Here is a 24,411-nt window from a genome sequence, read left to right as displayed (position 1 = left end):
GGGTGCGTTGCAGGGTGCGGGGCGTGTTGCGGCTACTGGGTCTTGACCGCGAGGACCGGGCAGCTCGCGTCGAGGAGCAGCCGCTGGGCAGTCGAGCCGAGGAGGAGCTTGCCCACCGGGGTGCGGTGGCGCAGGCCGATGACGAGCATCCGCGCGTCGACCTCACCGATGATGCGCAGGATGGCCTCGGCGGGGTCGGTGCCGTGGTCGACCACGCGGACCTCGTGCGGCACGCCGGACTCGGTCAGCTCCGCGTCGACGCGGGACAGCTCCTCCGGCTCGGCCCGATGGGCGTCGACGAGCTTGTCGTCGCGGGACATGTTGACGACGAGGAGCGAGTCGCCGTGCGCGCGGGCCTCGGCGATCGCGGCGGTGATGGCTGCCTCGCCCTGGGTGGTCGGGATGTAGCCGACGACGATCGTCATGCGGAGACCTCCGTTGGGGTGTGGTCACGGTCGTGGGGACGCCGGCCGGGGAGGACCTTGGCGAGGAGGGGCCACAGGATGACACCGGCGATGATCACGTAGCAGACCCACGCTACCGGGCCGCCGATGAGACCGTTGAGGTCGCCGCCGGACAGCTGGAGCGAGCGCCGGCCGTGCTTCTCGGCCAGCGGGCCCAGGATGACACCGATGATGAGCGGCAGCACCGGCAGCCCGAAGCGGCGCAGCATGAAGCCGACCAGGCCCAGGGCCAGCAGGAGGAACAGGTCGAACGGCTGAGCGTTGACCGCGTAGGCACCCATCGTCGCGAAGAAGAGGATGCCGGCGTAGAGGTAGGGCCGCGGGATCTGGAGCAGCTTCGCCCAGATCGGCGCCAGGGGCAGGTTGAGCAGGAGCAGCATCGTGTTGCCGATGAACAGGCTCGCGACGAGCGTCCAGACCAGCAGCGGCTGCTTCTCGATGAGGAAGGGGCCAGGCTCCAGGCCCCAGCCCTGGAGGGCTGACAGCATGATCGCCGCGGTCGCGTTGGTCGGGATGCCGATGGCGAGCATCGGCACGAGGGTGCCCGCGGCCGACGCGTTGTTCGCGGCCTCCGGTCCGGCGACGCCCTCGATGGCGCCGTGGCCGAACTCCTCCGGCCGCTTCGCGAGCCGCCGCTCGGTGAGGTAGGACAGGAACGTCGGGACCTCGGCGCCGCCTGCGGGGATCGCGCCGAACGGGAAGCCGAACGCGGTGCCGCGCAGCCACGGCTTCCACGACCGCCGCCAGTCCTCGCGGCCCATCCACGGGCGGCCGACCGGAATCACCGTGCCGGCCTTGCGGCGCAGGTGGGCGGCGACCCAGAGGGCCTCGCCGACGGCGAAGATGCCGACCGCGACCACGACGACGTCGATGCCGTCGGCCAGCTGTGCGCTGCCGAAGGTCAGGCGCTGCTGGCCGGTGACGAAGTCGATCCCGATGACCCCGATCGTCAAGCCCATCAGGAGGGAGGCGAAGCCGCGTACGCGGGACGAGCCGAGGACGGCGCTCGCACCGACGAACGCCACCAGGAGGATCGCGAGCATCTCGGGGGAGCCGAGCTCGATCGCGAAGGCAACGACCTGCGGCATGACGAGGACGAGCAGGGCGGTGCCGATCGTGCCCGCGACGAACGAACCGATCGCCGCAGTCGCCAGCGCCTGGGCGGCCCGCCCGGCCTTGGCCATCTTGTTGCCCTCGAGGGCGGTCACCACTGAGGCGGACTCGCCGGGCGTGTTGAGCAGGATCGAGGTGGTCGAGCCGCCGTACATGCCGCCGTAGAAGATGCCGGCGAACATGATCATCGCCTGGGTGGGGTCGAGGCCGTAGGTGATGGGCAGGAGGAGGGCCACCGTCATGGCGGGCCCGATGCCGGGGAGCACCCCGACGGCCGTTCCGACCGTGACACCGATGAGCGCGAAGAGCAGGTTCAGCGGCGTCAGGATGTTGGCGAACCCCTCGATGAGGTTGCTGAGGTTGTCCATCAGAGGATCCCCTTGAGGATGCCGGCCGGGAGGTTGACCCCCAGGCCAATGGCGAAGGCGTAGAAGGTGATCAGGGACAGGGTGATGCCGAAGGCCAGACCACGGACGTGGTGCCGGTTGCCGAGGGCGAAGGCGCAGCCCCAGAAGAGCAGCGAGCCGCTGATGACCCAGCCGAGCGTGTCGATGACCATGGCGTTGACGCCGAAGACGACGACGAGCAGCCCGACGGTCTTCCAGTCCGCGCGGGTGCCGAGGTCCACGTCCTCGCCAGCCTCTGCCTCACCGACGCCCCCGCGCCACACGTCGATGGCGTAGAAGATGGCCACGACGATCAGGAGCACACCGAGCACCATCGGCACGGGCTTCGGGCCGAGTGGGTCGTTGCTGCTCGTGACGTGGGGGATGCGCGCTGCGTCGACGAGCAGGAGCACGCCGAGCCCCGCAAGGGCCGCGCACACGGCGTACTGTGCGCGGTCCCTGCGGGTCGTCGCGGCGGCACCGGTGGTGTCCACCTGGGGGTCCGACATGGTCAGCTGACCAGCCCGAGGTTCTTGAGGATCTCGGCGACGGCCGTGTCCTGCTCCTTGAGGAAGGTGCCGAACTCGTCACCGGTGACGAAGGCGTCGGTCCAGCCGCGCTTCTCCATCTCGTCCTTCCACGCCTGCGAGTCGTGCATCGCGGTCAGGGCGTCGACCCACACGGCCTTGTCCGCGTCGGAGATCTCCGGCGGGGCGACGATGCCGCGCCAGTTGGTGAAGACGAAGTCGACACCGGACTCCTTGAGGGTCGGCACGTCGGGCAGGGCGTCGATGCGCTCCTCGCTCGTCACGGCCAGGACCTTGACCTCGCCGGCCTTGACCTGGTCGAGGAACTCACCGAAGCCGCTCGCGCCGAAGGCGATCTTGTTGCCGATGATGGCCGGGAGCAGCTCGCCGCCACCGTCGTAGGAGATGTAGGAGACCTTCGTCGGTTCGATCCCGACGGCCTTGGCCAGCTGCATCGGGAGCAGGTGGTCCGGGCCGCCCGGCGAGGAGCCGCCGCCGACGTTGACCTTCGACGGGTCCTTCTTCCACGCGTCGATGAGCGAGGTGATGTCGGTGTAGGGCGATTCCTTGGAGACGACGATGGCGCCGGCCTCCTCGATCAGCTTGGCGATCGGGGTCGTGTCGTTGAGGGTGGCCTGCGACTTCTGCGTGTAGGCCGCGCCGACGACGCCGAGGCCCATCTGCATGGCCAGCTTGCCGTTGCCCTTCTCGTTCACGGTGCGCTGGAGACCCACGGTGCCGCCGGCGCCCGGGAGGTTGAAGACCTGGACGGTGCCGGTGATCTTCTCGGTCTCCATGACCTTGGCGACGGTCCGGGCGGTCGTGTCGTAGCCGCCGCCGGGGGAGTTGGGGACCATGATCTGCAGGCCCGACGCAGGTGCGGCGTTGCCGCCGGTGCCGCCGGTGGCGCCGGCACCCGGCGCGGTGTCAGCGTCGTCCGCGGTCGCGCCGCACGCCGAGAGGGCGAGAGCCGCGACGGCGATGCCCGTGGTGAGCAGGGACGCCTTGCGGGCGGTGGACTGTGCTCTCATCGTTGAGGCCTCTTTCGGTTCTGGGGGTGGAACGGCATGATCGTGCCCGCGCCACGAGGCCGTGTCGCTCTTGTGTCATCAATGAAGGTTGAGTTCGTTGTGGTCATGCGTCGACTGCGTCGTTTCACGCTTGCGGGGCAGCTGCTCGTCGCCCAGATGGCGATCCTGCTGACCGTGCTGGTCGCGGTCGCCTTCGTGTCCTTGGCGCAGTCGGAGGCGACGTTCACCCGCACCGAGGGCCGGCGGGTCTTCGCCATCGCCGAGCAGCTGGCGAGCCACCCGCTGGTGCGCCAGGAGCTGGCGCCGCCGCAGGTCGTCAACGGCCTGCCGACGATCGTGCAGGGGGCGATCACGCAGTACGGCCTCGCCCTCGTGTCCGTCGCGGACGCCGACGGGGTCGTCAAGGACTCGTCCGACCCGACGGCCGAGGAGCAGGCGCTGCCGCTCGGGTCGCCCCGGGTCAGCGAGGGGGCGAGCTGGACAGGGGCGATGGAGCTCGGCGGGCGGCGGATGCTCGTCGCCCAGACGCCGGTGCTCTTCTCCCCGTCGCGCGACCTGCCTCAGCCGACGGATCCGGCGCCGGGGACCCGCCTCGGCACGGTGCTGGTCGCCGTGGAGATGCCCTCGATCGTCGACCGGCTGCGTGGGGCGTCGTCCTACCTGCTGACCTATCTCGGCATCGCGTTGGCGCTCGGTGGCCTGGGGTCGTGGGTCCTCGCGCGGTGGCTCAAGCGGCAGACGCTCGGTCTGGAGCCGCACGAGATCACGGGGCTGGCGGAGAGTCGCGAGGCGATGCTCTTCGGTCTGGCCGAGGGAGTCGTCGCTCTGGACACGTCAAACCGGATCACCTTGGTCAACAACGTCGCCCAGCGCCTGCTCGACCTGCCGGAGCGCGCCGTGGGGATGTCGATGTCGGACCTGCCGATCGGGCCCCGGCTGCGCGAGGTGCTCCTCGGCGAGACGGGCGACGAGCGGGACCAGGTCGTGCTGCGCCGCGGCAAGGTGCTCGTCATGAACCGGATGGAGGTCGCCAAGGACGGGCGGCCGCTCGGCTCGGTGACGACGCTGCGGGACCGGACCGAGCTGGCGGCGCTGGAGCGGGAGATCGGGTCGTTCCGCAGCACGACAGAGCTGCTCCGGGCGCAGGCGCACGAGTTCGCCAACCAGCTGCACACGATCTCCGGGCTCATCCAGCTCGGGGAGTATGAAGAGGTGGTCCGCTACGTCGACTCGGTGAGCCAGCACCGGGCGCAGCTCGACCTGACGTTGGCGCGCCGGATCAAGGACACGGCGGTGTCGGCGCTGGTCATGGCCAAGGCGGCCCAGGCGACCGAGCGGCGCGTCGAGCTGCGGGTCTCGGATGACACGGCGCTCGGGAGGATCTCGTCGCAGGACTCGGCGGACCTGTCCGCGGTGGTCGGCAACCTCGTCGACAACGCGATCGACGCCGCTGCCACCGCCGGGGGCGACGACCGGTGGGTCGAGCTGGCGATCCACCAGGACGCGAGCAGTCCGCGCAGCACGGTCGAGGTGGTCGTCTCTGACTCGGGGCCGGGTGTCGCCCCGGAGCTGGTGACCGAGGTCTTCACGCACGGTTTCACGACGAAGGCCGCCGAGGCCGGTGAGCGCGGGATCGGCCTGGCCCTCACGCGGCTGATCTGCCAGCGTCGTGGCGGTGAGGTCGAGGTGGAGCGCACGGAGGCCGGCACGACCTTCATCGCCCGGTTGACCGTCGAGCCGGCCCTGCAGGAGTCGCGATGATCCGGGTGCTCGTCGTCGATGACGACTTCATGGTGGCGCGGATTCACCGTGGGTTCGTCTCTGGGATGGAGGGATTCGAGGTCGTCGGTTCGGCGAGCTCGGGGGCTGAGGCTCTGGAGCTGGTGGCTGGGCTCAAGCCGGATCTCGTCCTGCTCGACCTCTATCTGCCCGACATCTTCGGCCTCGACGTGGTGACCCGGCTGCGGGCGGCGGGGGAGACCTGCGACGTCCTCGTCATCACCGCCGCGAAGGAGGCCGACTCGGTGCGCGCGGCCGTGCGGCACGGGGTGGTCGGCTACCTGCTCAAACCCTTCGCGCGCGCCGACCTCGAGCAACGCCTCAGGTCGTATGCCGCTGAGCGGGCTCGCGCGGTCGGCGCCGGGGAGCTGACGCAGGAGGAGATCGACGCCGCCTTCACGTCCACCGGAGTGGGGCGGCCGGCTGCGGCCTCGCTGCCCAAGGGGCTGTCCGCGGAGACGGCTGAAGCGGTGCAGCGGGCCCTGGGGGAGGCCCCGCACACGCTGTCGGCGACCGAGTGCGCGGAGGCGGTCGGGATCTCCCGGGTGAGTGCCCGGCGCTACCTGGAGCACTTCGTGGCTGTTGGGGTGGCGGAGGTGTCGCTGCGGTATGGCGCCACGGGCCGGCCGGAGCGCCGCTATCGCCCCCGCTGACCCTGCACTCCCTCTGCCCTTCCCTCCCCTCCCGCTGCCCTCCCTCCCCTCCCTTCTGCGCGTTCGAGGTATCTCTCGACGACTGGTAGTCGATCCCCACCTCGAACCAGAGATTCAGTTTCAACAGGACAGGCGACGGAGTCGAACGTAGATTTCCTCCAATCCCACCCCGACCGGGGCGGGCCGTCCCAAGGGAGTCTCCATGCGCAGAACCACACTCGGCAGCGTTGCCGCTGCGGGCCTCTTGCTCGGTGGCCTGGCCGTCGCGCCCACCAGCGCCCAGGCCACCAATACCTCTACAGAGGCCGGTGTCATCCCGGGTTCCTACATCGTCCTCCTCGCAGACTCGGCATCACCCCGAGCCGTCGCCTCCGAGCACGCGCGCACGCAGGGCGCGAGCGTCGACCACGTCTACCAGTACTCCATCAAGGGCTACGCCGCGCACATGTCGGCGACGGCCGCAGCTCGCGTGGCGCGTGACTCCCGCGTCGTCTCCGTGACCCCGGACCGCGAGGTCTCCATCGCGGCGCAGACGGTTCCGACCGGCATCAACCGGATCGACGGCGAGCTCAGCAGTGCCCGGTCCGGCGACGGCACCGGCTCCGTCAACGTGGACGTGGCCGTCATCGACACCGGCGTCGACATCGACCACCCCGACCTCAACGTCGTCGGCGGCACGAACTGCTCGACCGGCCGCGGCTACGACGACGGCAACGGCCACGGCACGCACGTCGCCGGCACCATCGGCGCCAAGGACGACGCCAACGGCGTGGTCGGCGTTGCTCCCGGCGCCCGCATCTGGGCGGTCCGCGTCCTCAACAACCAGGGCAGCGGGTCCTGGTCCTCGATCATCTGCGGCGTCGACTGGGTGACCGCCCGCGCCAGCACGATCGAGGTCGCCAACATGAGCCTCGGCGGCAGCGGCAGCGAGCCCGCCGGCAGCGGCTGCACCACCGGTGACGCCCTGCACGACGCCGTCTGCCGCTCGGTCGGTGCCGGGGTCACGTATGCCGTCGCAGCGGGCAACTCCGCCGTCGACTCGAAGGGCGCGGTGCCCGCGGCCTACGACGAGGTCATCACGGTCTCGGCGCTCGCCGACTTCGACGGGGTCCCTGGAGGCCTCGGGGCGGCGACGTGCCGCAGCGACGTCGACGACACCTTCGCCAACTTCTCCAACTACGGCGCTGACGTCGACATCATCGCTCCCGGCGTCTGCATCAACTCGACGTGGAAGGGCGGCGGCTACAACACCATCTCCGGCACGTCGATGGCGTCTCCCCATGTCGCAGGTGCTGCGGCCCTCTACAAGGCGAGCAACCCGTCGGCCTCCCCGGCGACGGTTCAGTCCGCGCTGATCAACGCCGGCAACCTCAACTGGAACAACGTCGACGACAAGGACAAGGTCAAGGAGCCCCTCCTCAACGTCGCCGGCTTCTGATCCCACCCAGAACTCGAGTGGCCCCGGCATGCACAGGCCTGTGCACACCGGGGCCACTCGACGTGGTGAGCAGGCACGGAGCCGAAGCTGGCAGTCGCTCCCGGTCACATTCACTCGACCGGCTGTGACAGCTCCCAGGCGTCGAGCGCTGGCTTTCCTCCGAGCGCTGCGTCACCTCGGTAGGTGTTGCCAGTCACCAGGCCCAGGCCCTCGCTGTCGACGCTGTAGATCCAGAAGCCGATGTCCGAACGCCCCTGACCTGCGCATGTTCCGGAGTCTAGGTTTGCCCTCCGCTCGAAGTTGCCGGTTCAACTGAATGCGATCCGGCATGTGCCAGTGCGTCGACGACCCACTCGCCCACGTCCCGCATCCCGCGGAGGACGGCGGCCCCGAGCGCGCGGTCCCGCTCCGGCGCCCAGTTCGCAATCACCGTCCACGACACCATGCGCCCGTCCCAGGTGGCCGAGCCGACGTCGGCCCGGGCGCCCAGCTGGGTCCCGGTCTTGTTCCAGAAGCCCAGCTCACTACCGATCGAGTCGTGGTGCGCCAGCGGGTCCACCCCGAAATGCTCGACGAACGCGGACCCCACCATCGACTGGTCGACGCCCGCCGACAGCCACCCGCGCACGAGCCGGTCAGCCTCCCCGCCCATGGCCGAACCGCGCATGAGCCGCTCGGCGAGCCAGCACAGCTCGAGCGCCGTCCCGGTCGACAGCGCAGGCGGGTCGTCGGGCCCACGCGAGTCACGCACCCGGTCGTGCAGCGCGGTGCGCATCAGACCCAACGAAGCCGTGGCGGAGGCGACCTCCTCCAGCCCGATGAAGCGAAGCAGGACGTTGGTGGCGAGGTTGTCGCTCACGGCACCGATGAGCGCCGCCACGTCCACCAACGGCAGTGCGTCGACCGTCATCGTGTGCCAGATCCCCGAGTCCCGCACGAAGTCCTCGGGCGCCCGGCGCAGCAGGACCCCGCCGTCCATGGAACCGTCGGCCACCCGGCGAGCCGCCGCGAGCAGCAGGAGGAGCTTGCCGACTGAGGCGGTGCGCAAGGGCACGTGCGCGTGGGACGTGCTCAGCGGCATACGACTGCCGTGGATGCGGAGGGCCACCGCCCACCGAACGTCAGAAGGGAACTCGAACGTGAGCGACATTGCTACTGAACGGACTTCAACCAGCGGATCAGCTCGTCGGAGACGACGTCAGGCGCCTCCTCAGTGAGGAAGTGCCCCGCGTGCGGGATCGTCACCGTGCGGTAGTCTCCGGCGACGTACTGCTCGGACCCACGCACGCACTGAGGCAGGACACACCGGTCCTCGGCGCCGTGCAGCTCGAGGACCGGGACGTGGATGGCGTGTCGGATCCGCCGCATGAAGAACGGCCCGTCGGGGCGCAGCTGCGAGCGCCCGAGCCAGCGGTAGTGCTCCGACGCCGAGTGCGCGACGAACGGGATCATCATGCCGTCGCCATAGCGAGCGACGTCCTCATCCGACGGGAAGGGCCCCCCGGGCGCCGACCACTCGCGCAGCAGCCCCTCGACGTAGCGGTGCGACCGCGCCATCGCCCGCTCGGGGACGAAGGGCCACTGCAGCCGGACGATCCAGGATGAAGCGGCGCGCTGCCTGCGGTTGAGCCACGAGGCCCGCCGCATGACGCGCGGGTGGGGCATCGACAGGGCAGCGACAGCCGTCGTCACGTCGGGACGCAGCACCGGCATCGACCAGGCGACCCAGCCGCCGAGCCCCTGCCCCATGACCGTCGCCTGGGTCTCCCCGAGCGCGCGGATCACCGAGGCGGCGTCGAGCGTCGCCATGTAGGTGTCGTAGCCGCGCGGCGGCTTGTCGGACCCGCCGTAGCCACGCAGGTCCATCGCCGCCACCCGGTAGCCGGCGTCGGCGAGCGCGACCATCTGGTGACGCCACGCGTACCAGAACTGCGGGAACCCGTGCAGCAGGAGCACGAGCGGCCCGTCCCCGAGCTCAGCGACGTGGAAGCGTGCGCCGTTGGCGGCGACGTAACGGTGCTGCCAGGGTCCGTCGATCTCGACGAAGGCAGCGTCGACCGGCATGAGGGGAGGGTAGCGGTCGGATCAGGAGTTGCGGGGGGCGTCGCCGTTGCTGGTGACGGGGGTCCCAGCCGGCAGCGTGGCCGTCGCGGGCCGATCCCACTCGGGGCGCGGGGCCGGCGACATCGTGCCGGGGTTGGCGGTGGCAGCCTTGAGCGCGGCCACTGTCTGCTCGGCCTCGGCGATCGCCTTCGTCGGCTTGGGCTCCACGGTCTTCATCTTGCGGATGCCCATCATGGCGAGGATCCCGGCGATGAGGAGCATGAGCACGGTGATGATGAGCCACGCCGCCCAGCGGGGGAGCCAGATGTCGAGGACCTCGACGAGCGTCGTGAAGACGAAGTAGACGGCGTAGAAGCCGATGACCGCGGCGCCGGCGAGCAGCCCACCGCCCTTGCCGGCCTTCTTCAGCTGGCCGGACACCTCCGCCTTGGCCAGCGCGATCTCCCCGCGGACCAGCGTCGAGATGTCCTGTGTCGCTGACGCGACCAGCTGCCCGAGCGTCCTCTCCTGCCGGGGGTCCGTGCTCATCGGCTCACTCCTCCACGTGATCGGCTGCTCTATCTGTTGCCACCCTACTGTGCTGGGTGTAGGGCGGCTCCGGGCGACGCGCGTGGCGGTCACCCGGGGGACCCTTACCCACATCAGACCGTATGCCGCTGAGCTGGCTCCGCGTGCCCGTGTCGTCGGGCGCCTCCCGTTGTTGTCAGGGGGCTGGCTGGCTCAGCGCTTGGTGAAGTGACCGGTCAGCGTGTCCGTGGCGAGGGTGTGGGAGGCGACGGCGGCGTTGAAGTCATCCAGCGTGGCGTCCGGCAGGATGTTGGGGGTCGCGATGTCGAGTGCATAGAGCGTGAACTCGTAGTCGTGCGTCCCGGCCGGCGGGAACGGGCCGGCGTAGGGACGGACCTGGCGGCTGCCCTCGGGCAGGCCGCGGGAGGCGGCGCCCTCCATGAAGGTGGTGGTCGTCGCGGGGATGTCGCAGACCATCCAGTGGATGTAGCCCCTCGCGACCGGATGCCAATCGACGACCGTGAGGGCGTAGGACCTCGTGCCGGGCGGCCCGTCGGTCCACGTCAGGTGAGGGGAGACGTTCTGCGCTCGCTTGCCGTACTTCTGCGGGATCTCCTCACCTTCGGCGAAGGTGGACGAGCTGAGCTTCATCAGGACCTCCCTGGGTGCGGTGGTGGCGCGTCTGGCCTTGTCGTCTCTTCGATCTTGGCCCTTGCTGGGTCAAGGGGCCAGCCGGGTCGGAAAACTGGAGGGCGTGCGGGCCCGTGGGGCGGGGGCGAGGCAATACCGTGTGCCACGGGCTTCACACCGGGGTGAGCAGGGGGAGACAGGGATGGAGCGGCAGCAGCGGACCGTGACCACCGCTGACGGGGTCGGTCTTGCGGTGACGGTTCGCTCGCGTCCCGGGACGGTGCCGCAGGCGCCGACCGTGGTGCTGGCGCACGACTGGGGGCTGAACCAGGCCAGCTGGGACGCGGTCGTCGCCCGGCTGGCCCCGTCCGGCCTGCACGTCGTGACCTGGGACCAGCGGGGGCACGGGGCGTCGACGCTGGGGGTGGGGCGGGCCGCTCTGGACTCGTTGAGCGCTGGGGATCTCGGGCGGGATCTGGGCGCTGTCGTGCGGGCCGTCGTGCCGCCTGCCTCTCCGGTGATCCTCGTCGGGCACTCGCTCGGCGGGATGGCGTGTCTGTCCTACCTGGGGGAGTCGGGGGCGGGCGGGGCGCGGGGTCGGGTGGTGGGGGCGGTGCTCGTCTCGACAGCGGCCGTGGACGTGCGGCTGGGGCAGGAGGCTGGTCGGGTCGGTCTGGGGCGTCGGTTGCGACTGGCCGGGGCTGGTTCCGGGGAGGAGGCGCCGGTGCGGGCCGGGAACCTCCGTGAGGTCCTGTTCGGGGAGGTGGCTGAGCCGGAGGCGGTTGCGGCCGTGCAGGCTGCGTTCAAGGGGACAGACCCGGCCGTGCTCCGTGCGGCGTATCGCGCCTTCTGCTCGGCCGACGTCCGCTCGGGGCTCGAGCCGCTGATGCGGCTGCCGGTCTCGATCATGGTCGGTGGGCACGACCGGGTGACGCCGCCCGCCCGGTCGCGGGCGATGACGATGACCTTGACGCAGGCCCGGTATGTATCGTTGCGGTCTGCTGGGCACCTGCTGCCGTACGAGGCGCCGGACCGGATCATCGAGGAGCTGCGCTGGGTCGTCTCCGTGGTGGGGGCGCGGCTGCGCGCGGCTGCGGCCCGCGGGGCTGCGAGTCAGTCGCTCTGACCTTTGCCCTCGTAGACGTCGGGGACGCCGTCCCGGTCGGTGTCGCGGCTCTCCTCCTCGTGGATGCGCCGGTAGACCCGGTTGCGCAGGCGCAGCACGATCGCTGCAAGCAGCGAGGCAACGAGGCTGCCGAAGAGGATGGCGAACTTGACGTAGTCGTCTCTCTCGGAGCCGACCCCGAAGGCGAGGTCGCCGATGAGCAGGCTGACGGTGAAGCCGACGCCGGCGAGGAGTGACAGGCCGAACACGTCGGTCCAGGCGAGCTCACTGTCGAGCTCCGCCCGGGTGAAGCGGGACATCGCCCAGGTGCTGACGAAGATGCCGATCGGCTTGCCGAGGACGAGGCCGATGATGACGCCGAGGGCAGCCGGGTCGGTGAGGGCTGCGGTGAACCCGCCGCCGACGATGGTGACACCGGCGGCGAAGAAGGCGAACACCGGCACCGCGAATCCTGCTGAGAACGGGCGGATCTTGTGCTCGAGTCGCTCCGCGAGCGAGTGCTGGTCAGGGTCGTCCTCGACCGCACGGTTGACGGGCACCAGAAGGCCGAGGAGGACACCGGCGACTGTCGCGTGAATCCCGCTGGAGTGGACGAACGCCCACGCGAGGATGCCGGGAACCGCGAGGATGAAGGGGTTGGTGATCTTGCGTTGCAGGAGGAATCGCCACGCAGCCAGCGGGACGATCGCGGCGGCGAGCCAGAGCAGGTTGAGGGACTCGGTGTAGAAGACCGCGATGATCGTGATCGCGATGAGGTCGTCGACGACGGCGAGCGTCAGCAGGAACGACCTGAGGCCGCTCGGCAGGTGGGTGCCGATGACCGCGAGGACAGCGAGCGCGAACGCGATGTCCGTCGCCGTCGGGATCGCCCAGCCACGCATGATGGCGCTGAGCTGGTTCGCGTCGTCGCCGCTGGCCACGAGGGCGGCGGTGACGACGTAAAGGATCGCCGGGACGGCCACGCCACAGGCGGCGGCGACGATCGGGAGGGCCGCCTTGCGACGGTCGGCGAGGTCGCCGGCCACGAACTCCCGCTTCAGCTCGATGCCGGCGACGAGGAAGAAGACGGCGAGGAGGCCATCGGCGGCCCACTGGCCCAGCGTCAGGTCGAGGTGCAGCGAGTGCGGGCCGATGGTCAGATCCCGCAGGCCGGTGTAGGCGTCGCGCCACGGGGAGTTCGCCCAGATGATCGCGACCACCGCGGCGATGAGGAGCAACGCACCGCCGACGGTCTCCTGGCGCAGGATGTCGGCGACGTACCGGGACTCACGCCACGTACCTCGTCCGAGGATGCGGCCGGGCTGGCGGGGCAGAAGCGTCATGTCGTCCTCAGGGCAGATGGGTCATCGGACGCCGACCAGACTTCCCGGCACACCACGGCTCACGTCGTCGGAAGCCGCAGCCAGTCTACTGACGCGGGGGAGGGTGGCCGTGCGACCACCGCAATCCGGACATTGAAGGCTAAATTTTTCGATTCCCGGGACAGGGGCGGGATCCGGCCCATAAGTTCCTCGCCGTGGGGGCGACACATCGGGTGGGCCCTTCCGTCCTGTGGAGGAAACAATGACCAAGCTTGCTGCCAAGCTCCAGACCCTGCGGAGCCGCGAGGAGGGTGCGACCGCCGTCGAGTACGGCGTCCTCATCGCCCTCATCATCGCTGTGCTGATCGTCGTCATCGGCTTCCTCGGTACTGACCTGCTCGCTGCCTTCAACGTGGTCGAGGACCAGCTTGGCGGTGACCAGGGCTGATCGATTCACTGGGGCTTGGTAGGTGGCCCGCGAGCCATCTACCAAGCCCCCACAAATGGGGGGTAGGAATGGCTCACTGGCTGGGCAGTCACCGGAGTGATCGCGGGGCGGCGGCGGTGGAGATGGCGATCATCTTCCCGCTGATGTTCCTCGTGCTCGCCGGCATCGTCGACTTCGGCCGCGCCTTCTTCTACCAGATCCAGCTCACCAACGCGGCTCGTGAAGGTGCCCGCGCATCCATCGTCAGCGATGGCTCGGTCGCCGACATCACCGCCCGAGCGGCCAGTTCCGCACCGGCGGTGCCCGACCTCGACGTGGCCGTCGTGCTGTGTGGCGGCGGCGTCACCGCGACCACCGTCACGGCGAGCATGCCGATGGACTGGATCCTGCTCGAGCCGGCCATGAACATCATCCAGGCCGGCAACGTCCTGACCGACACTCTCTCCTCGACAGCGGTGATGCAGTGCGAAAGCTGACTCGACCCCGGTTCCTCCCGCGCATGGGCCACGGCGAGCGGGGCGCCGCTGCCGTTCTCTTCGGGGTGTTCCTGGCCGGTGGCGTCGTCATCGGGATGCTGGCGCTGACGGTCGACATCGGGAACATGATGTTCGAGCGCCGCCAGCTCCAGAACGGCGCGGACGCCACGGCCTTGGCGCTGGCTCAGGCGTGCGCCGCAGGAGGCACCTCAGCCGAGTGCGATCCCGCGGAGTGGGCGAGCCTGCTCGATGGGAACACGCCGAGCGATGACGAGTCGACCTACGACGTGCGCGAGTACCCGCTCGGCGCCTGCGGCCGCAACACGGGCAACGCAGCCCTTGACGCTGCGTTGTGCGCCTCTGCCGGATCGGATGCCAACTTCGCCGACCTTGCCGAGTGCCCTCCCCTGCCGGCCTGGTTGAAGGGCAATGAGATTCCCTACGTCGAGACCTACTCTCGCAGTGCACGCAACGGCGACACGATCCTGCCGGCCTACTTCTCGCAGATCCTCACCGGCAACGCCGGCGCGGATGTCACGGCCTGCGCCCGCGCCGCTTGGGGTCCTCCCGGTTCAGCGTCGATCCCGCTGACGATCTCTACCTGTGAGTGGGAGGCGCACACCTCCGGTGGGACCGACTGGGTCGAGGAGCAGCCCTCCGGCCCGAAGCCGGGTTACGGCCCGACGGCTGACGACTGGCCCGACCCGTCTCGTGAGCTCGTCGTCCGACTGCACGACCCCAACGACAGCGACCAAGGCTGTGACTGGAACGGCAAGGACACGGCAGGCGGCTTCGGCTGGGTGGCCAACGACGAGTGCAAGGCACTGGTCACGACGGACGACTGGGTCCAGATCGACACCGGCAACGACGTCCCCCAGGACTGCCAGTCGATCCTTCCCGGTCTCGTCGGCACCGCGGTGTCCATTCCTGTCTTCGACTGCATCATCTCCAGCAAGACCACGCCGACAGGGCCAAAGCCGACTGAGCCGGAGGGGGTCTGCAACCCCGAGAAGAAGGACTCAGGCGGAGCCAACTCGTGGTACCACCTCGCGGGATGGGCCAAGTTCTACGTCAGCGGCTACTACTTCAGCGGACTGCACCAGGACAGCATCCTGCCCAGCGGCGGCCACACGAGCTGCGGCGACGGCGGAGGGGACCGGTGCATCTACGGCTGGTTCCTCAAGGGTGTCCTCTCCGACGCAGAGATCGACCCGGACGGGACCGGCCCGGACTTCGGCGCCTACGTCATCCGACCCGCTGGCTGATCCCACCTCGCTCCAACCTGAAACCACCGAGAGAAGCAATGAACCGACGCATCCTGGCCATTCTTGTCGCCGTTGTCCTGGCTTTGGCTGGGGGCCTGCTGGTCTTCAGCTATGCCAAGAACGCCGACGCGCGGGCCATCGCCGAGGCCCAGCCCACGAAGGTGTTTCTCGCGGAGAAGCTCATCGCCTCGGGCACGACGCTCAAGGACGCCGAGCGGACGGGTCTCATCGTCGAGACCAATGTCGCGGCGAAGGCCGTCCCAGTGGGGGCCCTGCCGAAGGTCGACGAGACGAACAACACGCTGCTGGCGCTCACCGACATCCAGCCGGGCGAGATCCTCATCGCCACCCGGTTCGGCACGACCCCTGTCGGAGCAAAGGCGATCGAGGTGCCGTCCGGGATGCTCGCAGTATCGGTCGAGCTGTCCGATCCGGCTCGTGTGGGCAAGTTCGTCACCCCCGGGTCGCACATCGCGATCTACTCCTCCTACAAGATCAAGATGCTGGGCGAAGACGAGCGCTCGAAGCAGATCAATGACAACGACGTGAAGGGCACGAGTCTGCTCCTGGGCGACGTCCTCGTCATCGGCATGGGCGAGACGGCTCTGTCCGCACCCAAACGGTCGGAGGGCGACGAAGAGGGCAGCAGCCGCACGCCGAGCTTCCTCGTGACGGTGGCGGTCGAGCCGGACGATGCGCCGCGCCTCATCCACGCCATCAACGAGTACGAGCTCTACGCGGCGCTCCGCGGCTCCGACGTCAAGCTCGACACCAAGGCACAGGTCAACGACCTGACCATCTTCGGATCGGTCGCGCCGTGACGATTCTGTGGGATCTCGATCCCCGGGCCGAGGAGACCTATCGCTATGCACTGGGGGTCGATGTCCTCCAGACCTACTCGGCCGGACAGATCAGCAAGGCCCTACAGGAGGGGACGGGACACCACCTCATCGTGATCGGGCCAGACGTGGACCTTGAGGCGGCGTGTTCGTTGGCCGAGCTCGAGCGGATCGATCGCCCGGAGCTCGGCGTCATCCTGCTCCGGCACCGTCTCGACGTGACGGTGTTGGCCCAAGCGCTGCGGAGCGGCGTCCGCGAGGTCGTTCAGGTCGACGACCAGGCGACTCTCGCCGACGCGGTCCGCCGTAGCCTGACACTGTCCAGGCAACTGAGCGGCCAGGAGCACGCACCAGGAAGCGGCAAGGTCGTGACGATCTTCTCCGCCAAGGGAGGGGTCGGCAAGACGACCTTGGCGACGAACCTTGCCGCCTACGTCGCCTCAGTGGGTGCGAAGACTCTGCTCATCGACCTGGATCTGATGTTCGGTGACGTGGCCATCAGCCTCCAGCTGGCGCCGGTCCACTCGATGCGCGACATCAGCGCCATGCAGGGGCGGCTGGACGAGCAGGCCCTGACCTCAGTCGTCATCACCCACGAGTCGAGCGGGCTCCACGTCATCGCCGCACCCTCGGACCCCGGGGACGCCGACCGCGTGCCGGCCGCCGTCGTCGAGGAACTGCTGCGCGTGGCACGCCAGCACTACGACTACGTCTTCGTCGACACACCGCCCAACCTCACCGAGCACGTCCTCACCGCGTGTGACCTGAGCGATCTGACTCTGCTCATCGCGACGTTGGACATTCCTGCGGTCAAGAACCTGCGCATCGCGATCAACACGCTCGACACCCTGGGTGCCTCGCAGGAGAACCGAGTGGTCGTCGTGAACCGCGCCGATGCCAAGGTCGGGCTCAAGCCTGATGACGTCGAGTCGGCCCTCAAGCACCCGATCACATCCCACATCCCGACCAGCCTGTCCGTGCCCTCCTCGATCAACAGAGGCGTTGCCATCGTGCTGGACGAGCCGCGATCCCCCGTCGCGGTGGCCATCCGGTCCATCGCTGACGTGGAGGTCCGAGCTCGGTTCGGTGACGTCACGCAGAACGGCGCCAAACGTTCCTTCGGGTTGCTGAGGAGCAAGAAATGAGCAACTTGGCGGACCGGCTCGACGCCGCACGCATGGCCCAGATCAACGCCTACGGCCGTCACGAGCAGCCGGAGCGACAGCTTGGTCAGCCGGAGCGCCCCACCAAACGGCGTGGAGGTGACCCGTTCGGAGAGGTCAAGAACCGAGTCCATCAGGCGCTCGTGGACTCGTTGGGCCCGCGGCTCTACGACCCGCACCTGCAGGAGAGCGAACTGGCGGCCCGGGTGCGCACCACCCTGCAAGAGGTCATCGACTCAGAGGAAACGCCGCTCTCCCTGGCGGACCGGTCACGAATCGCTCAGGACGTCTCGGACGACATCCTGGGACACGGGCCCTTGGAGCCCTACCTCCGCGACCCCGAGATCACGGAGATCATGGTCAATGGACCGGCGGACATCTACGTCGAGCGCGGCGGGCGCATCTTCCCCGTCGAGGCGGTGTTCTCCGACGAGGCCCACCTCCGCCGCACCATCGACAAGATTGTCGCCCGGGTCGGACGCCGGGTCGACGAGTCGAGCCCGATGGTGGACGCGCGGCTCCCCGACGGGTCCCGGGTCAACGCAGTCATCTCTCCCATCGCCCTGGACGGGGCCCTGTTGACGATCCGGAAGTTCGCCGCAGATCCGTTCACCGATCGGGACCTCATCTCGTTCGGCACCTTCTCCGACGGCGTCCGTGACTTCCTCCGCGCCTGTGTGCTGGGTCGGCGCAACATTGTCATCTCGGGCGGTACGGGTTCGGGTAAGACGACCACCCTCAATGTCCTCAGCTCTTTCCTCCCCGGTGACGAGCGGATCGTGACGATCGAAGATGCCGCAGAGCTCCAGCTCCACCAAGATCACGTGCTGCGACTCGAGGCGCGCCCGCCCAACATCGAAGGACGCGGCGCTGTGGCGATCCGCGACCTGGTCCGCAACTCGCTGCGGATGCGTCCTGACCGCATCATCGTCGGTGAGGTCCGAGATGGCGCCGCCCTCGACATGCTCCAGGCCATGAACACCGGACACGATGGCTCCCTCACGACGGTTCACGCGAACAGCCCCCGGGACTCCCTGTCACGACTGGAGACGATGGTGCTCATGGCGGGCGTCGATCTGCCAGTTCGGGCCATCCGGGAGCAGGCCGCCGGTGCCATCGACCTGATCGTGCAGCAAGCCCGGCTCAAGGATGGCTCCCGGCGGATCACGCAGATCAGCGAAGTCGTCGGAATGGAGTCCGACGTCATCACTCTGCAGGACATCTACACCTTTGACTACGGTGCTGGGCGCGACGAGGCTGGCCGGTTCCGGGGACAGCTTGTGCCAACAGGCATCCGTCCGAAGTTCACCCAGGACCTTGCCGATCTCGGCATCGAGCTCCCCCTCCACCTGTTTGCTCGGGGCCTGATGTGAGTCGTCGTGCGGTGGGCCGACTCATTGCGTTGGGTGCGGCGTTCATTGCCTCGGTCAGCGTTACGAGCGCCCCGGCTGTGGCGGCAGATCCAATTTCGGTCTCCGTCAGCGGGGTCAGCTCTCGCGACGGCGAGGTAACCGGAGTCCTGACGTTCCGGAGCAAGAGCAGGGTGACTGTGGACCCGGGTTCCCTCGTCGCCACCATCGACGGGGTCGACTACCCCATCGCCGTGAGACAAGGAAGGACGCAGGTCCGCAAGGCGATGCTCGTCATCGACACGAGTGGCTCGATGGGTCGCGATGGTATGCAGGTCGTGCGGGCCGCGACTGCGGCCTACCTGCGGACAGCTCCCGAGGACGTTCTGGTGGGCGTCGTCTCCTTCGCCAACACGGCGGGAGTGGACCTCGCGCCGACGACGAACCGCAAGAAGGTCCAGTCCGTCGTCAACGGGCTCGTCTCCGACGGAGATACGACGCTCTATGCAGGGATGCGAAGCGCAGTCAACGGCTTGGGCCGAAGTGGTGACCGGAGCATCGTTCTGCTCAGCGACGGGGCCGACACCGTCAGTCGAAACGCTACTCAGGATCTCACCCAGGTCACCTCTCGGCTGCGGTCGGCCGGGATCAGGGTCGACGTCGTCCGCTTCCGCTCAGAAGACCCTGACGCGACCCCGGCTCTCCAAGGGTTTGCGCGAGCCAACGGAGGCACCGTCGTATCCGCTGACAACACGCAGGAGGTCACCCGAGCCTTCGAGGCCTCAGCGAAGGCCTTGGACACGCAAGCGACCTTCGTCATCACTGGCACTGCCGGACTTCTCGGAGCCAAGACCCTCGAGGTCCGGGGGAGAGCGGGCGGTTCGGCCTTCACCGCCAGCCAGGAAGTTACCCTGACCTCGGCCCCGCCGGCAGACGAAGCGGACACCCCGCCGCCGGCTGCTGGTGCCGTCGTCCCTGTGCCAGGAACCCAGCCGGTCACGTCGTGGTACCCCCTTCTCGCGGCCGGCCTGATCGCGTTCGGCCTCTTCGGTCTGGTCGGAGCATCCCTCGTGCCGTCCTTGCAGACCGCGAAGGAGCGGCGTCTCGACTCCATCGACCAGTTTGTCGTCGGCCCCAACGTCATTTCACGTTCGGAGAACAAGAGCCACTCAGCGCCGTTGTCCGAGCAGCTCACTGCCTTCGGTGACCGGGTGATGACGGAGGGTCGAGGCAGGAGCTGGGTCATCGCCAACATTGAACGAGCTGACCTTCCCCTGCGCGCGGGTGACTGGTTCGTGCTGCACGCGACGTCCTCCATCGGTGGTGCCGCGGTGGGCTTCGTGCTGGGTCGGGCGGCGCCGGTAGTCTTCGCCGCCCTCGGCTTTGCACTCGGGGCCCTGTTGCCGCCGTTGGTCCTCCGGTTCCTCGCGCAGCGTCGGGCGGTGCGGTTCGAACGCATCCTCCCTGATGTCCTCATGCTCGTGGCGACGAGCCTGAAGAGTGGCTTCGGGCTCCCGCAGTCCCTCGATGCGGTGGCCCGCGATGCCGCCGAGCCGGCGGCCAAGGAGTTCTCCAGAGCTCTCGCTGAGACGCGGATCGGAACTGACGTCGCGGACGCGCTCGAGCACGCCGCGAACCGGATGGACAGCAAGGCACTGCGGTGGACCATCATGGCGATCCGGATCCAACGCGAGGTTGGTGGCAACCTGGCTGAAACGCTTCAGACGACGGCGAACACGCTGCGTGAGCGCGAGTCGCTGTTCCGCCAGGTCCGAGCCCTCTCGGCAGAGGGGCGCCTCTCGGCGTACATCCTGATCGCGCTTCCCATCGGCATGTTGCTCTACATGATGGCGGTGAACTACGACTACATCAGTCTGTTGTGGACCACCGGGCTCGGCATCGTGATGATCGTCTTCGGAATCATCATCCTGCTCGTGGGCATCGTGTGGATGCGCAGAGTCGTCAAGATCGAGGTGTGACGTGACCTACCTGTATGTCGGTCTCGGACTGGTCATCACCTCGATCCTTGTCGGGGCCTTCGTCCTCGTCACCGGCAGCACTGGCGTCACGGGGGTGGCCAAGTCGCTGTCGCTCATTGACCAGACGGTTTCCGCGAGGTCGGTCGCCAAGGCGGATTTGCCTGCCCGGGATCGACTCGTCGAACCGTTCTTCAGGTCCATGCGACGCCTGGCGGTGGGGTTGTCGCCGTCCGGCACGACAGAGCGTCTCGCGAGGATGCTGGATCGTGCCGGGAACCCGCCGCTGTGGACGGTGGAGCGGATCCTGGGCCTCAAGGGCGCTGGGCTGCTCTTGGGGATGGCCTTGGGGCTGTTGTACGGGGGCCTCAGCCTCAGAGGCCTGCTGCTCGCAGGCGCGCTGGGTGCGCTGCTCTTCCATGCCCCGGATCTGATGCTGTACAACGCGTCCCTCCGCCGCCAGCAGGAGACAGCGAAGGGACTGGCCGAGGCGCTGGACATGCTCACGGTCTGCGTCGAGGCGGGGCAGGGGTTCTCTGCGGCCTTGTTGCAGGTAGCGCGCAACGTCGAAGGGCCGATTGCGGGCGAGTTTGCTCGAGTGCTCTCCGAGATCCAGATCGGCAAGTCACGTGGCGAGGCGTTCTCGGCCTTGGGTGAACGAGTGCCGCTGCCGGAGGTCAAGAACTTCGTCACCGCTTTGGTGCAAGCCGACCGGCTGGGTCTGCCCATCGCCACGGTGCTGCGCGAGCAGACGTCCACCATGCGTCTCGTGCGCAGACAGAAGGCAGAGGAGCAGGCCCAGAAGGTGACGGTGAAGATCATCTTCCCGCTCGTGATCTGCATCTTCCCAGTGCTCTTCATCGTCATCATCGGACCCGGCGCCATCCGAATCATCGACTCCTTCAGCCGCTTCTGACCCGCAGCCCCGTATGCCGCTGGGCTGAGTCACCTGGCCACGCCCGCGTTGACGAGGTGGCCGGCTGCCGGGTCGGCATCCCGACGGACGAGGAGCAGTGCGCGAAAGCGAACATCTCCTGTTTCTCCCGATATGACGTCGAAAGTCCAAACTCTTTCGCCACCCCGAGAGTCCTGCGAAAGGTGACGTGCATCACATGATTCTTTCACGCCTTTTCCAAAGGGCTGCTGGCAATTCACGTCCAGTTCAAGGAGCCGGCAGAAGAATTCGGACCAACTACCCCAGTTTCTCGGTTCCGCTTGACAGGTTTCTCCGGCGCTTCGAATCTGGATCAGCGGACTTGATGTCCAGACGGCAGGTCAGAAGCTCGGGGAGGAGCTAGGGCTCGAGATGGCCGTCGTGTCACGGCGACCCGCCCTGTCCCGAGTCTGCGTGGAATCAGTTAAGAGTTCCGTCTGCCGCTTTTGGGCACCATTTGCAAAGGGGTTTTTCTTCATGCGCATTTCCAGAAATCGGCCCGCCCTCATTGGGCTCTCGGCCCTCATTCTTGCGGGCACGGCAACCAGCGCTTCAGCTGTCACCGGGACGGTGGACGGCAACACCCTGACTGCGGCTCAGATTGCCCAAACCCTGGTCGGCCCCGGCGTGGTCATCTCCAACGTCACGGCGACGGGCGACGCAACTGCCCGCGGCACCTTCTCGGGCGGCGCGACCTCGGTCGGCTTCGACACGGGAGTAGCGCTCAGCAGCGGCAACATCGCCGACACCGCGGGCCCGACGAACGACAGCACCGGCACGACGACCGCCTTCTACGCGGCTGGAGATGCCGACCTCTCGACCCTGTCCGGCTTCAATACGTTCGACGCCTCCGTGCTCGAGTTCGACTTCACGCCGAACGCGGACACCGTGTACTTCCGCTACGTCTTCGGCTCCGAGGAGTACAACGAATACGTCAACACGCAGTTCAACGACGTGTTCGCCTTCTTCGTCAACGGCACCAACTGCGCCGTCGTTCCGGACCCAGCAGTGCCGGGTGGCACGCTGCCGGTGACCATCAACTCGGTCAACAACGGCACCAACGCCAGCCTCTACAAGGACAACACCGCGAGCCCCAACCCGTACGCAACGGAGCTCGATGGGCTGACCATTCCACTCACGTGCATGGCGCCGGTCAACACCGGAGTGCCGAACCACATGAAGCTCGCCATCGCTGACTCCAGCGACTACATCCTCGACAGCGGCGTCTTCCTCGAGCAGGGCTCGCTCTCGACGACGCCACCCAGTGGCATCGGCAAGGTCACCGGCGGTGGCGAGGTCTCGATCGCGGGCGGGCGCGCCTCGCTCGGCACGACCGTGATCAAGGACGAGCAGGGCCTGCGGGGCAACCTTCAGGTCAACGACCACACGACGGGCGACCGCTTCCACGGCTACGCAGTCGACTCACTGTCGGTCGTCGACAACACCGCGACCTGGTCGGGCACGGGGCGGCTCAATGGGGTGGACGGCTACACGTTCGAGGTGTCCGTCGTCGACAACCGCAACGGCAACACCGCCAAGAAGGGTCCGGCCGACACCATCTCCATCGTGATCAAGGATGGCGGAGGCCTCACGGTCTGGTCACTCACTGAGGGCAGCCTCAAGAAGGGCAACATCACCGTTCACAAGGGTTGAGTCCCGTCGCAGCGTCCTGCCCCGTGGCGTCCACGGGGCAGGACGTCTGTGTGTCAGGCCGACTCCTGGCCCGCGGTCGCGTCGGGCACTGCTCAGGTCGCGAGGCCGGAGTTGAGCAGGCGACGGGCCAGGTCGAGGCCGAGGTCGGAGACGCGGGCCTCGCCGTGCGTGAGCAGGGCTTCGAGTGCACCACGCTCGGCGGCCGAGACGGTCATCGGTCCGGACCTGCTCTCGATCACGGTGCCGCCGTCCGGGCCGTCGACGAGCACGGGCCGCAGGAAGCCGCGCAGCCTGATCGTGTCGTCCGGCCCGAGCAGCCGAGCCCGGCCTGCTTGGGCGGTCGGGCTGATCGGCCCAGGTCGGGCCGCCGCGCGAGCCTGGCGGCCGAGCCGGGCCGCGACGCGCTCGGCGTCGATGCCCGCGACCAGCCCGGCGAGGACGTCGCGTAGCCGGTCCACGTCCTCCGCGATCCCGTCTGACTCGCCGACATCGACACCCAACGGCAATGGCGCCCGCTGCGACTCGACCTCGACCAGCGCCTGCATCGCCTCAGCGACCAGCGCCTCGGCCAGGTGGACGCGCGTCCAGGTGTGGACGCCGAGCGTCAGATGAGCACTGACCTCCTCGGTCGCGGTGGCCGAGTGGAGGAAGCCGCGGGGCAGGTAGAGGCAGTCGCCCGCGCGCAAGGTCACGTCCAGGAGCGGCGCCTCACCAGCAGCCGCCTCGACGCGCTCGCGACAGGACGTCCACGGCTGGTCCCGAGTCGGCCAGACGCGGACCGGCGGCCTGATGCGCCAGTGCTTCTCGCCAGCGACCTGGACGACGAAGACGTCGTGCACGTCGTAGTGGTCGTTGAAGCCCTGGCTCTGCCGCGGCGTCACATACGCGTTGGCCTGGACTGGGTGCCCCAAGTCCTCGCCCAACGCTGCAACGAAGTCGGTGATCGGCGCCCAGGTGCGGTGCAGCCCCTGCAGCACGATGGTCGCGCCGTCGGCAAAGAGACGGAGCAGCTTGTCGTCGCTGACCTGGTCGGAGATGCCGGCCCCGACACCACCGCCGGCAGTGAAGGCCGAGTCGGGCAGCGTCTGCCCGTTCTTCGCCACCCGCACGAACGGAGTCCGCAGCCCTCGCCGAGACACGAGCTCGTCGACCGCGTCCAGCGAGAAGAGATCCTCGAGCCCACCAGCGAGATCCGCCGCCCGAGAGACCAGCGGCTGCCGCCCCCAGTAGTCAGTGGCGAACTCCGCCACCGGCACCGAGATCAAGCGGGACAGGGCCGTGGGGGGGGG

Annotated in this window: 23 protein-coding genes; 13 read left to right on the top strand and 10 right to left on the bottom strand. The window is 68.5% G+C overall.

Going from position 1 to position 24,411, the window contains the following annotated elements:
- Nucleotides 1-32: 32 nt before the first annotated feature.
- Genes OO014_RS12850 through OO014_RS12835 form a run of 4 tightly spaced genes read right to left on the bottom strand, consistent with a single transcriptional unit; the run spans nucleotide 33 to nucleotide 3,521 of the window.
- On the bottom strand, nucleotides 33-425 hold the full coding sequence (locus OO014_RS12850) for a universal stress protein (protein ID WP_272462721.1): 393 nt from the start codon (nucleotides 423-425) through the stop codon (nucleotides 33-35).
- Nucleotides 422-1,945 (bottom strand): tripartite tricarboxylate transporter permease, encoded by a 1,524-nt coding sequence (locus tag OO014_RS12845; RefSeq protein ID WP_272462720.1) that lies wholly within the window; start codon nucleotides 1,943-1,945, stop codon nucleotides 422-424. The genes OO014_RS12850 and OO014_RS12845 overlap by 4 nt, the downstream gene beginning before the upstream one ends.
- On the bottom strand, nucleotides 1,945-2,472 hold the full coding sequence (locus OO014_RS12840) for a tripartite tricarboxylate transporter TctB family protein (protein ID WP_272462719.1): 528 nt from the start codon (nucleotides 2,470-2,472) through the stop codon (nucleotides 1,945-1,947). Before OO014_RS12840 ends, OO014_RS12845 begins: the two co-directional genes overlap by 1 nt.
- Nucleotides 2,473-2,474: 2 nt before the next feature.
- Entirely contained in the window at nucleotides 2,475-3,521 is a 1,047-nt protein-coding gene (locus OO014_RS12835; RefSeq protein ID WP_272462718.1) for a Bug family tripartite tricarboxylate transporter substrate binding protein, read from the bottom strand.
- Between the two features lie 105 nt (nucleotides 3,522-3,626).
- Here OO014_RS12835 and OO014_RS12830 point away from each other — a divergent pair, with 105 nt between their 5' ends.
- The 3 genes from OO014_RS12830 (at nucleotide 3,627) to OO014_RS12820 (ending at nucleotide 7,391) form a co-directional block, all read left to right on the top strand.
- On the top strand, nucleotides 3,627-5,282 hold the full coding sequence (locus OO014_RS12830) for a sensor histidine kinase (RefSeq protein WP_272462717.1): 1,656 nt from the start codon (nucleotides 3,627-3,629) through the stop codon (nucleotides 5,280-5,282).
- A complete protein-coding gene (locus OO014_RS12825; RefSeq protein WP_272462716.1) occupies nucleotides 5,279-5,953 on the top strand; it encodes a response regulator in 675 nt (224 codons plus the stop codon). Before OO014_RS12830 ends, OO014_RS12825 begins: the two co-directional genes overlap by 4 nt.
- A gap of 202 nt (nucleotides 5,954-6,155) precedes the next feature.
- The gene (locus tag OO014_RS12820) at nucleotides 6,156-7,391 is read left to right on the top strand and encodes a S8 family peptidase (RefSeq protein WP_272462715.1); all 1,236 of its coding nucleotides are present in this window, start codon (nucleotides 6,156-6,158) and stop codon (nucleotides 7,389-7,391) included.
- 277 nt (nucleotides 7,392-7,668) lie between these two features.
- Here OO014_RS12820 and OO014_RS12815 read toward each other — a convergent pair whose 3' ends face one another.
- The 4 genes from OO014_RS12815 to OO014_RS12800 form a co-directional block, all read right to left on the bottom strand.
- The gene (locus OO014_RS12815) at nucleotides 7,669-8,541 is read right to left on the bottom strand and encodes a serine hydrolase (RefSeq protein WP_272462714.1); all 873 of its coding nucleotides are present in this window, start codon (nucleotides 8,539-8,541) and stop codon (nucleotides 7,669-7,671) included.
- Nucleotides 8,542-8,543: 2 nt separating this feature from the next.
- Nucleotides 8,544-9,455 carry an alpha/beta fold hydrolase gene (locus OO014_RS12810; protein ID WP_272462713.1) on the bottom strand — a complete coding sequence of 304 codons (912 nt, stop codon included), beginning with the start codon at nucleotides 9,453-9,455 and terminating at the stop codon, nucleotides 8,544-8,546.
- 21 nt (nucleotides 9,456-9,476) lie between these two features.
- A complete protein-coding gene (locus tag OO014_RS12805; RefSeq protein ID WP_272462712.1) occupies nucleotides 9,477-9,983 on the bottom strand; it encodes a phage holin family protein in 507 nt (168 codons plus the stop codon).
- A gap of 192 nt (nucleotides 9,984-10,175) precedes the next feature.
- The gene (locus OO014_RS12800; protein ID WP_272462711.1) at nucleotides 10,176-10,613 is read right to left on the bottom strand and encodes a YbhB/YbcL family Raf kinase inhibitor-like protein; all 438 of its coding nucleotides are present in this window, start codon (nucleotides 10,611-10,613) and stop codon (nucleotides 10,176-10,178) included.
- Between the two features lie 181 nt (nucleotides 10,614-10,794).
- On the opposite strand from OO014_RS12800, the gene OO014_RS12795 reads away from it, so the two are divergent.
- A complete protein-coding gene (locus tag OO014_RS12795; protein ID WP_272462710.1) occupies nucleotides 10,795-11,718 on the top strand; it encodes an alpha/beta fold hydrolase in 924 nt (307 codons plus the stop codon).
- On the opposite strand, the gene nhaA is transcribed toward OO014_RS12795, so the two are convergent.
- Nucleotides 11,706-13,040 carry a Na+/H+ antiporter NhaA gene (nhaA, locus tag OO014_RS12790; protein ID WP_272462709.1) on the bottom strand — a complete coding sequence of 445 codons (1,335 nt, stop codon included), beginning with the start codon at nucleotides 13,038-13,040 and terminating at the stop codon, nucleotides 11,706-11,708. The two genes, OO014_RS12795 and nhaA, sit on opposite strands and share 13 nt — an antisense overlap.
- Nucleotides 13,041-13,281: 241 nt before the next feature.
- Between nhaA and OO014_RS12785 the strand changes: the two genes are divergently transcribed.
- From OO014_RS12785 to OO014_RS12745, 9 genes are all read left to right on the top strand, one after another.
- Nucleotides 13,282-13,467 carry a Flp family type IVb pilin gene (locus tag OO014_RS12785; RefSeq protein ID WP_272462708.1) on the top strand — a complete coding sequence of 62 codons (186 nt, stop codon included), beginning with the start codon at nucleotides 13,282-13,284 and terminating at the stop codon, nucleotides 13,465-13,467.
- Nucleotides 13,468-13,535: 68 nt separating this feature from the next.
- Nucleotides 13,536-13,943 carry a TadE/TadG family type IV pilus assembly protein gene (locus tag OO014_RS12780; protein WP_272462707.1) on the top strand — a complete coding sequence of 136 codons (408 nt, stop codon included), beginning with the start codon at nucleotides 13,536-13,538 and terminating at the stop codon, nucleotides 13,941-13,943.
- On the top strand, nucleotides 13,931-15,208 hold the full coding sequence (locus OO014_RS12775; RefSeq protein WP_272462706.1) for a pilus assembly protein TadG-related protein: 1,278 nt from the start codon (nucleotides 13,931-13,933) through the stop codon (nucleotides 15,206-15,208). Before OO014_RS12780 ends, OO014_RS12775 begins: the two co-directional genes overlap by 13 nt.
- A 38-nt stretch (nucleotides 15,209-15,246) precedes the next feature.
- A complete protein-coding gene (gene cpaB / locus OO014_RS12770; RefSeq protein ID WP_272462705.1) occupies nucleotides 15,247-16,029 on the top strand; it encodes a Flp pilus assembly protein CpaB in 783 nt (260 codons plus the stop codon).
- Nucleotides 16,026-17,192 carry an AAA family ATPase gene (locus OO014_RS12765; RefSeq protein ID WP_272462704.1) on the top strand — a complete coding sequence of 389 codons (1,167 nt, stop codon included), beginning with the start codon at nucleotides 16,026-16,028 and terminating at the stop codon, nucleotides 17,190-17,192. Before cpaB ends, OO014_RS12765 begins: the two co-directional genes overlap by 4 nt.
- Entirely contained in the window at nucleotides 17,189-18,583 is a 1,395-nt protein-coding gene (locus OO014_RS12760; protein WP_272462703.1) for a CpaF family protein, read from the top strand. Before OO014_RS12765 ends, OO014_RS12760 begins: the two co-directional genes overlap by 4 nt.
- Nucleotides 18,584-18,753: 170 nt before the next feature.
- The gene (locus OO014_RS12755; protein WP_272462702.1) at nucleotides 18,754-20,538 is read left to right on the top strand and encodes a type II secretion system F family protein; all 1,785 of its coding nucleotides are present in this window, start codon (nucleotides 18,754-18,756) and stop codon (nucleotides 20,536-20,538) included.
- A gap of 1 nt (nucleotide 20,539) precedes the next feature.
- Nucleotides 20,540-21,451: a type II secretion system F family protein gene (locus tag OO014_RS12750; RefSeq protein ID WP_272462701.1), complete on the top strand. Its 912-nt coding sequence runs from the start codon at nucleotides 20,540-20,542 to the stop codon at nucleotides 21,449-21,451.
- Between the two features lie 495 nt (nucleotides 21,452-21,946).
- Nucleotides 21,947-23,122: a choice-of-anchor L domain-containing protein gene (locus tag OO014_RS12745; RefSeq protein ID WP_272462700.1), complete on the top strand. Its 1,176-nt coding sequence runs from the start codon at nucleotides 21,947-21,949 to the stop codon at nucleotides 23,120-23,122.
- A 92-nt stretch (nucleotides 23,123-23,214) separates the two neighbouring features.
- Here the strand turns inward: OO014_RS12745 and OO014_RS12740 are convergent.
- On the bottom strand, nucleotides 23,215-24,411 hold a 1,197-nt coding region (locus OO014_RS12740; RefSeq protein ID WP_272462699.1), incomplete at its 5' end, for a cupin domain-containing protein.

The sequence above is a fragment of the Intrasporangium calvum genome, from assembly GCF_028446585.1.
Classification (GTDB): domain Bacteria; phylum Actinomycetota; class Actinomycetes; order Actinomycetales; family Dermatophilaceae; genus Intrasporangium; species Intrasporangium calvum_A.
Note: the sequence above shows the minus strand (reverse complement) of the source record. Positions and strands in the feature narration are given on the sequence as shown.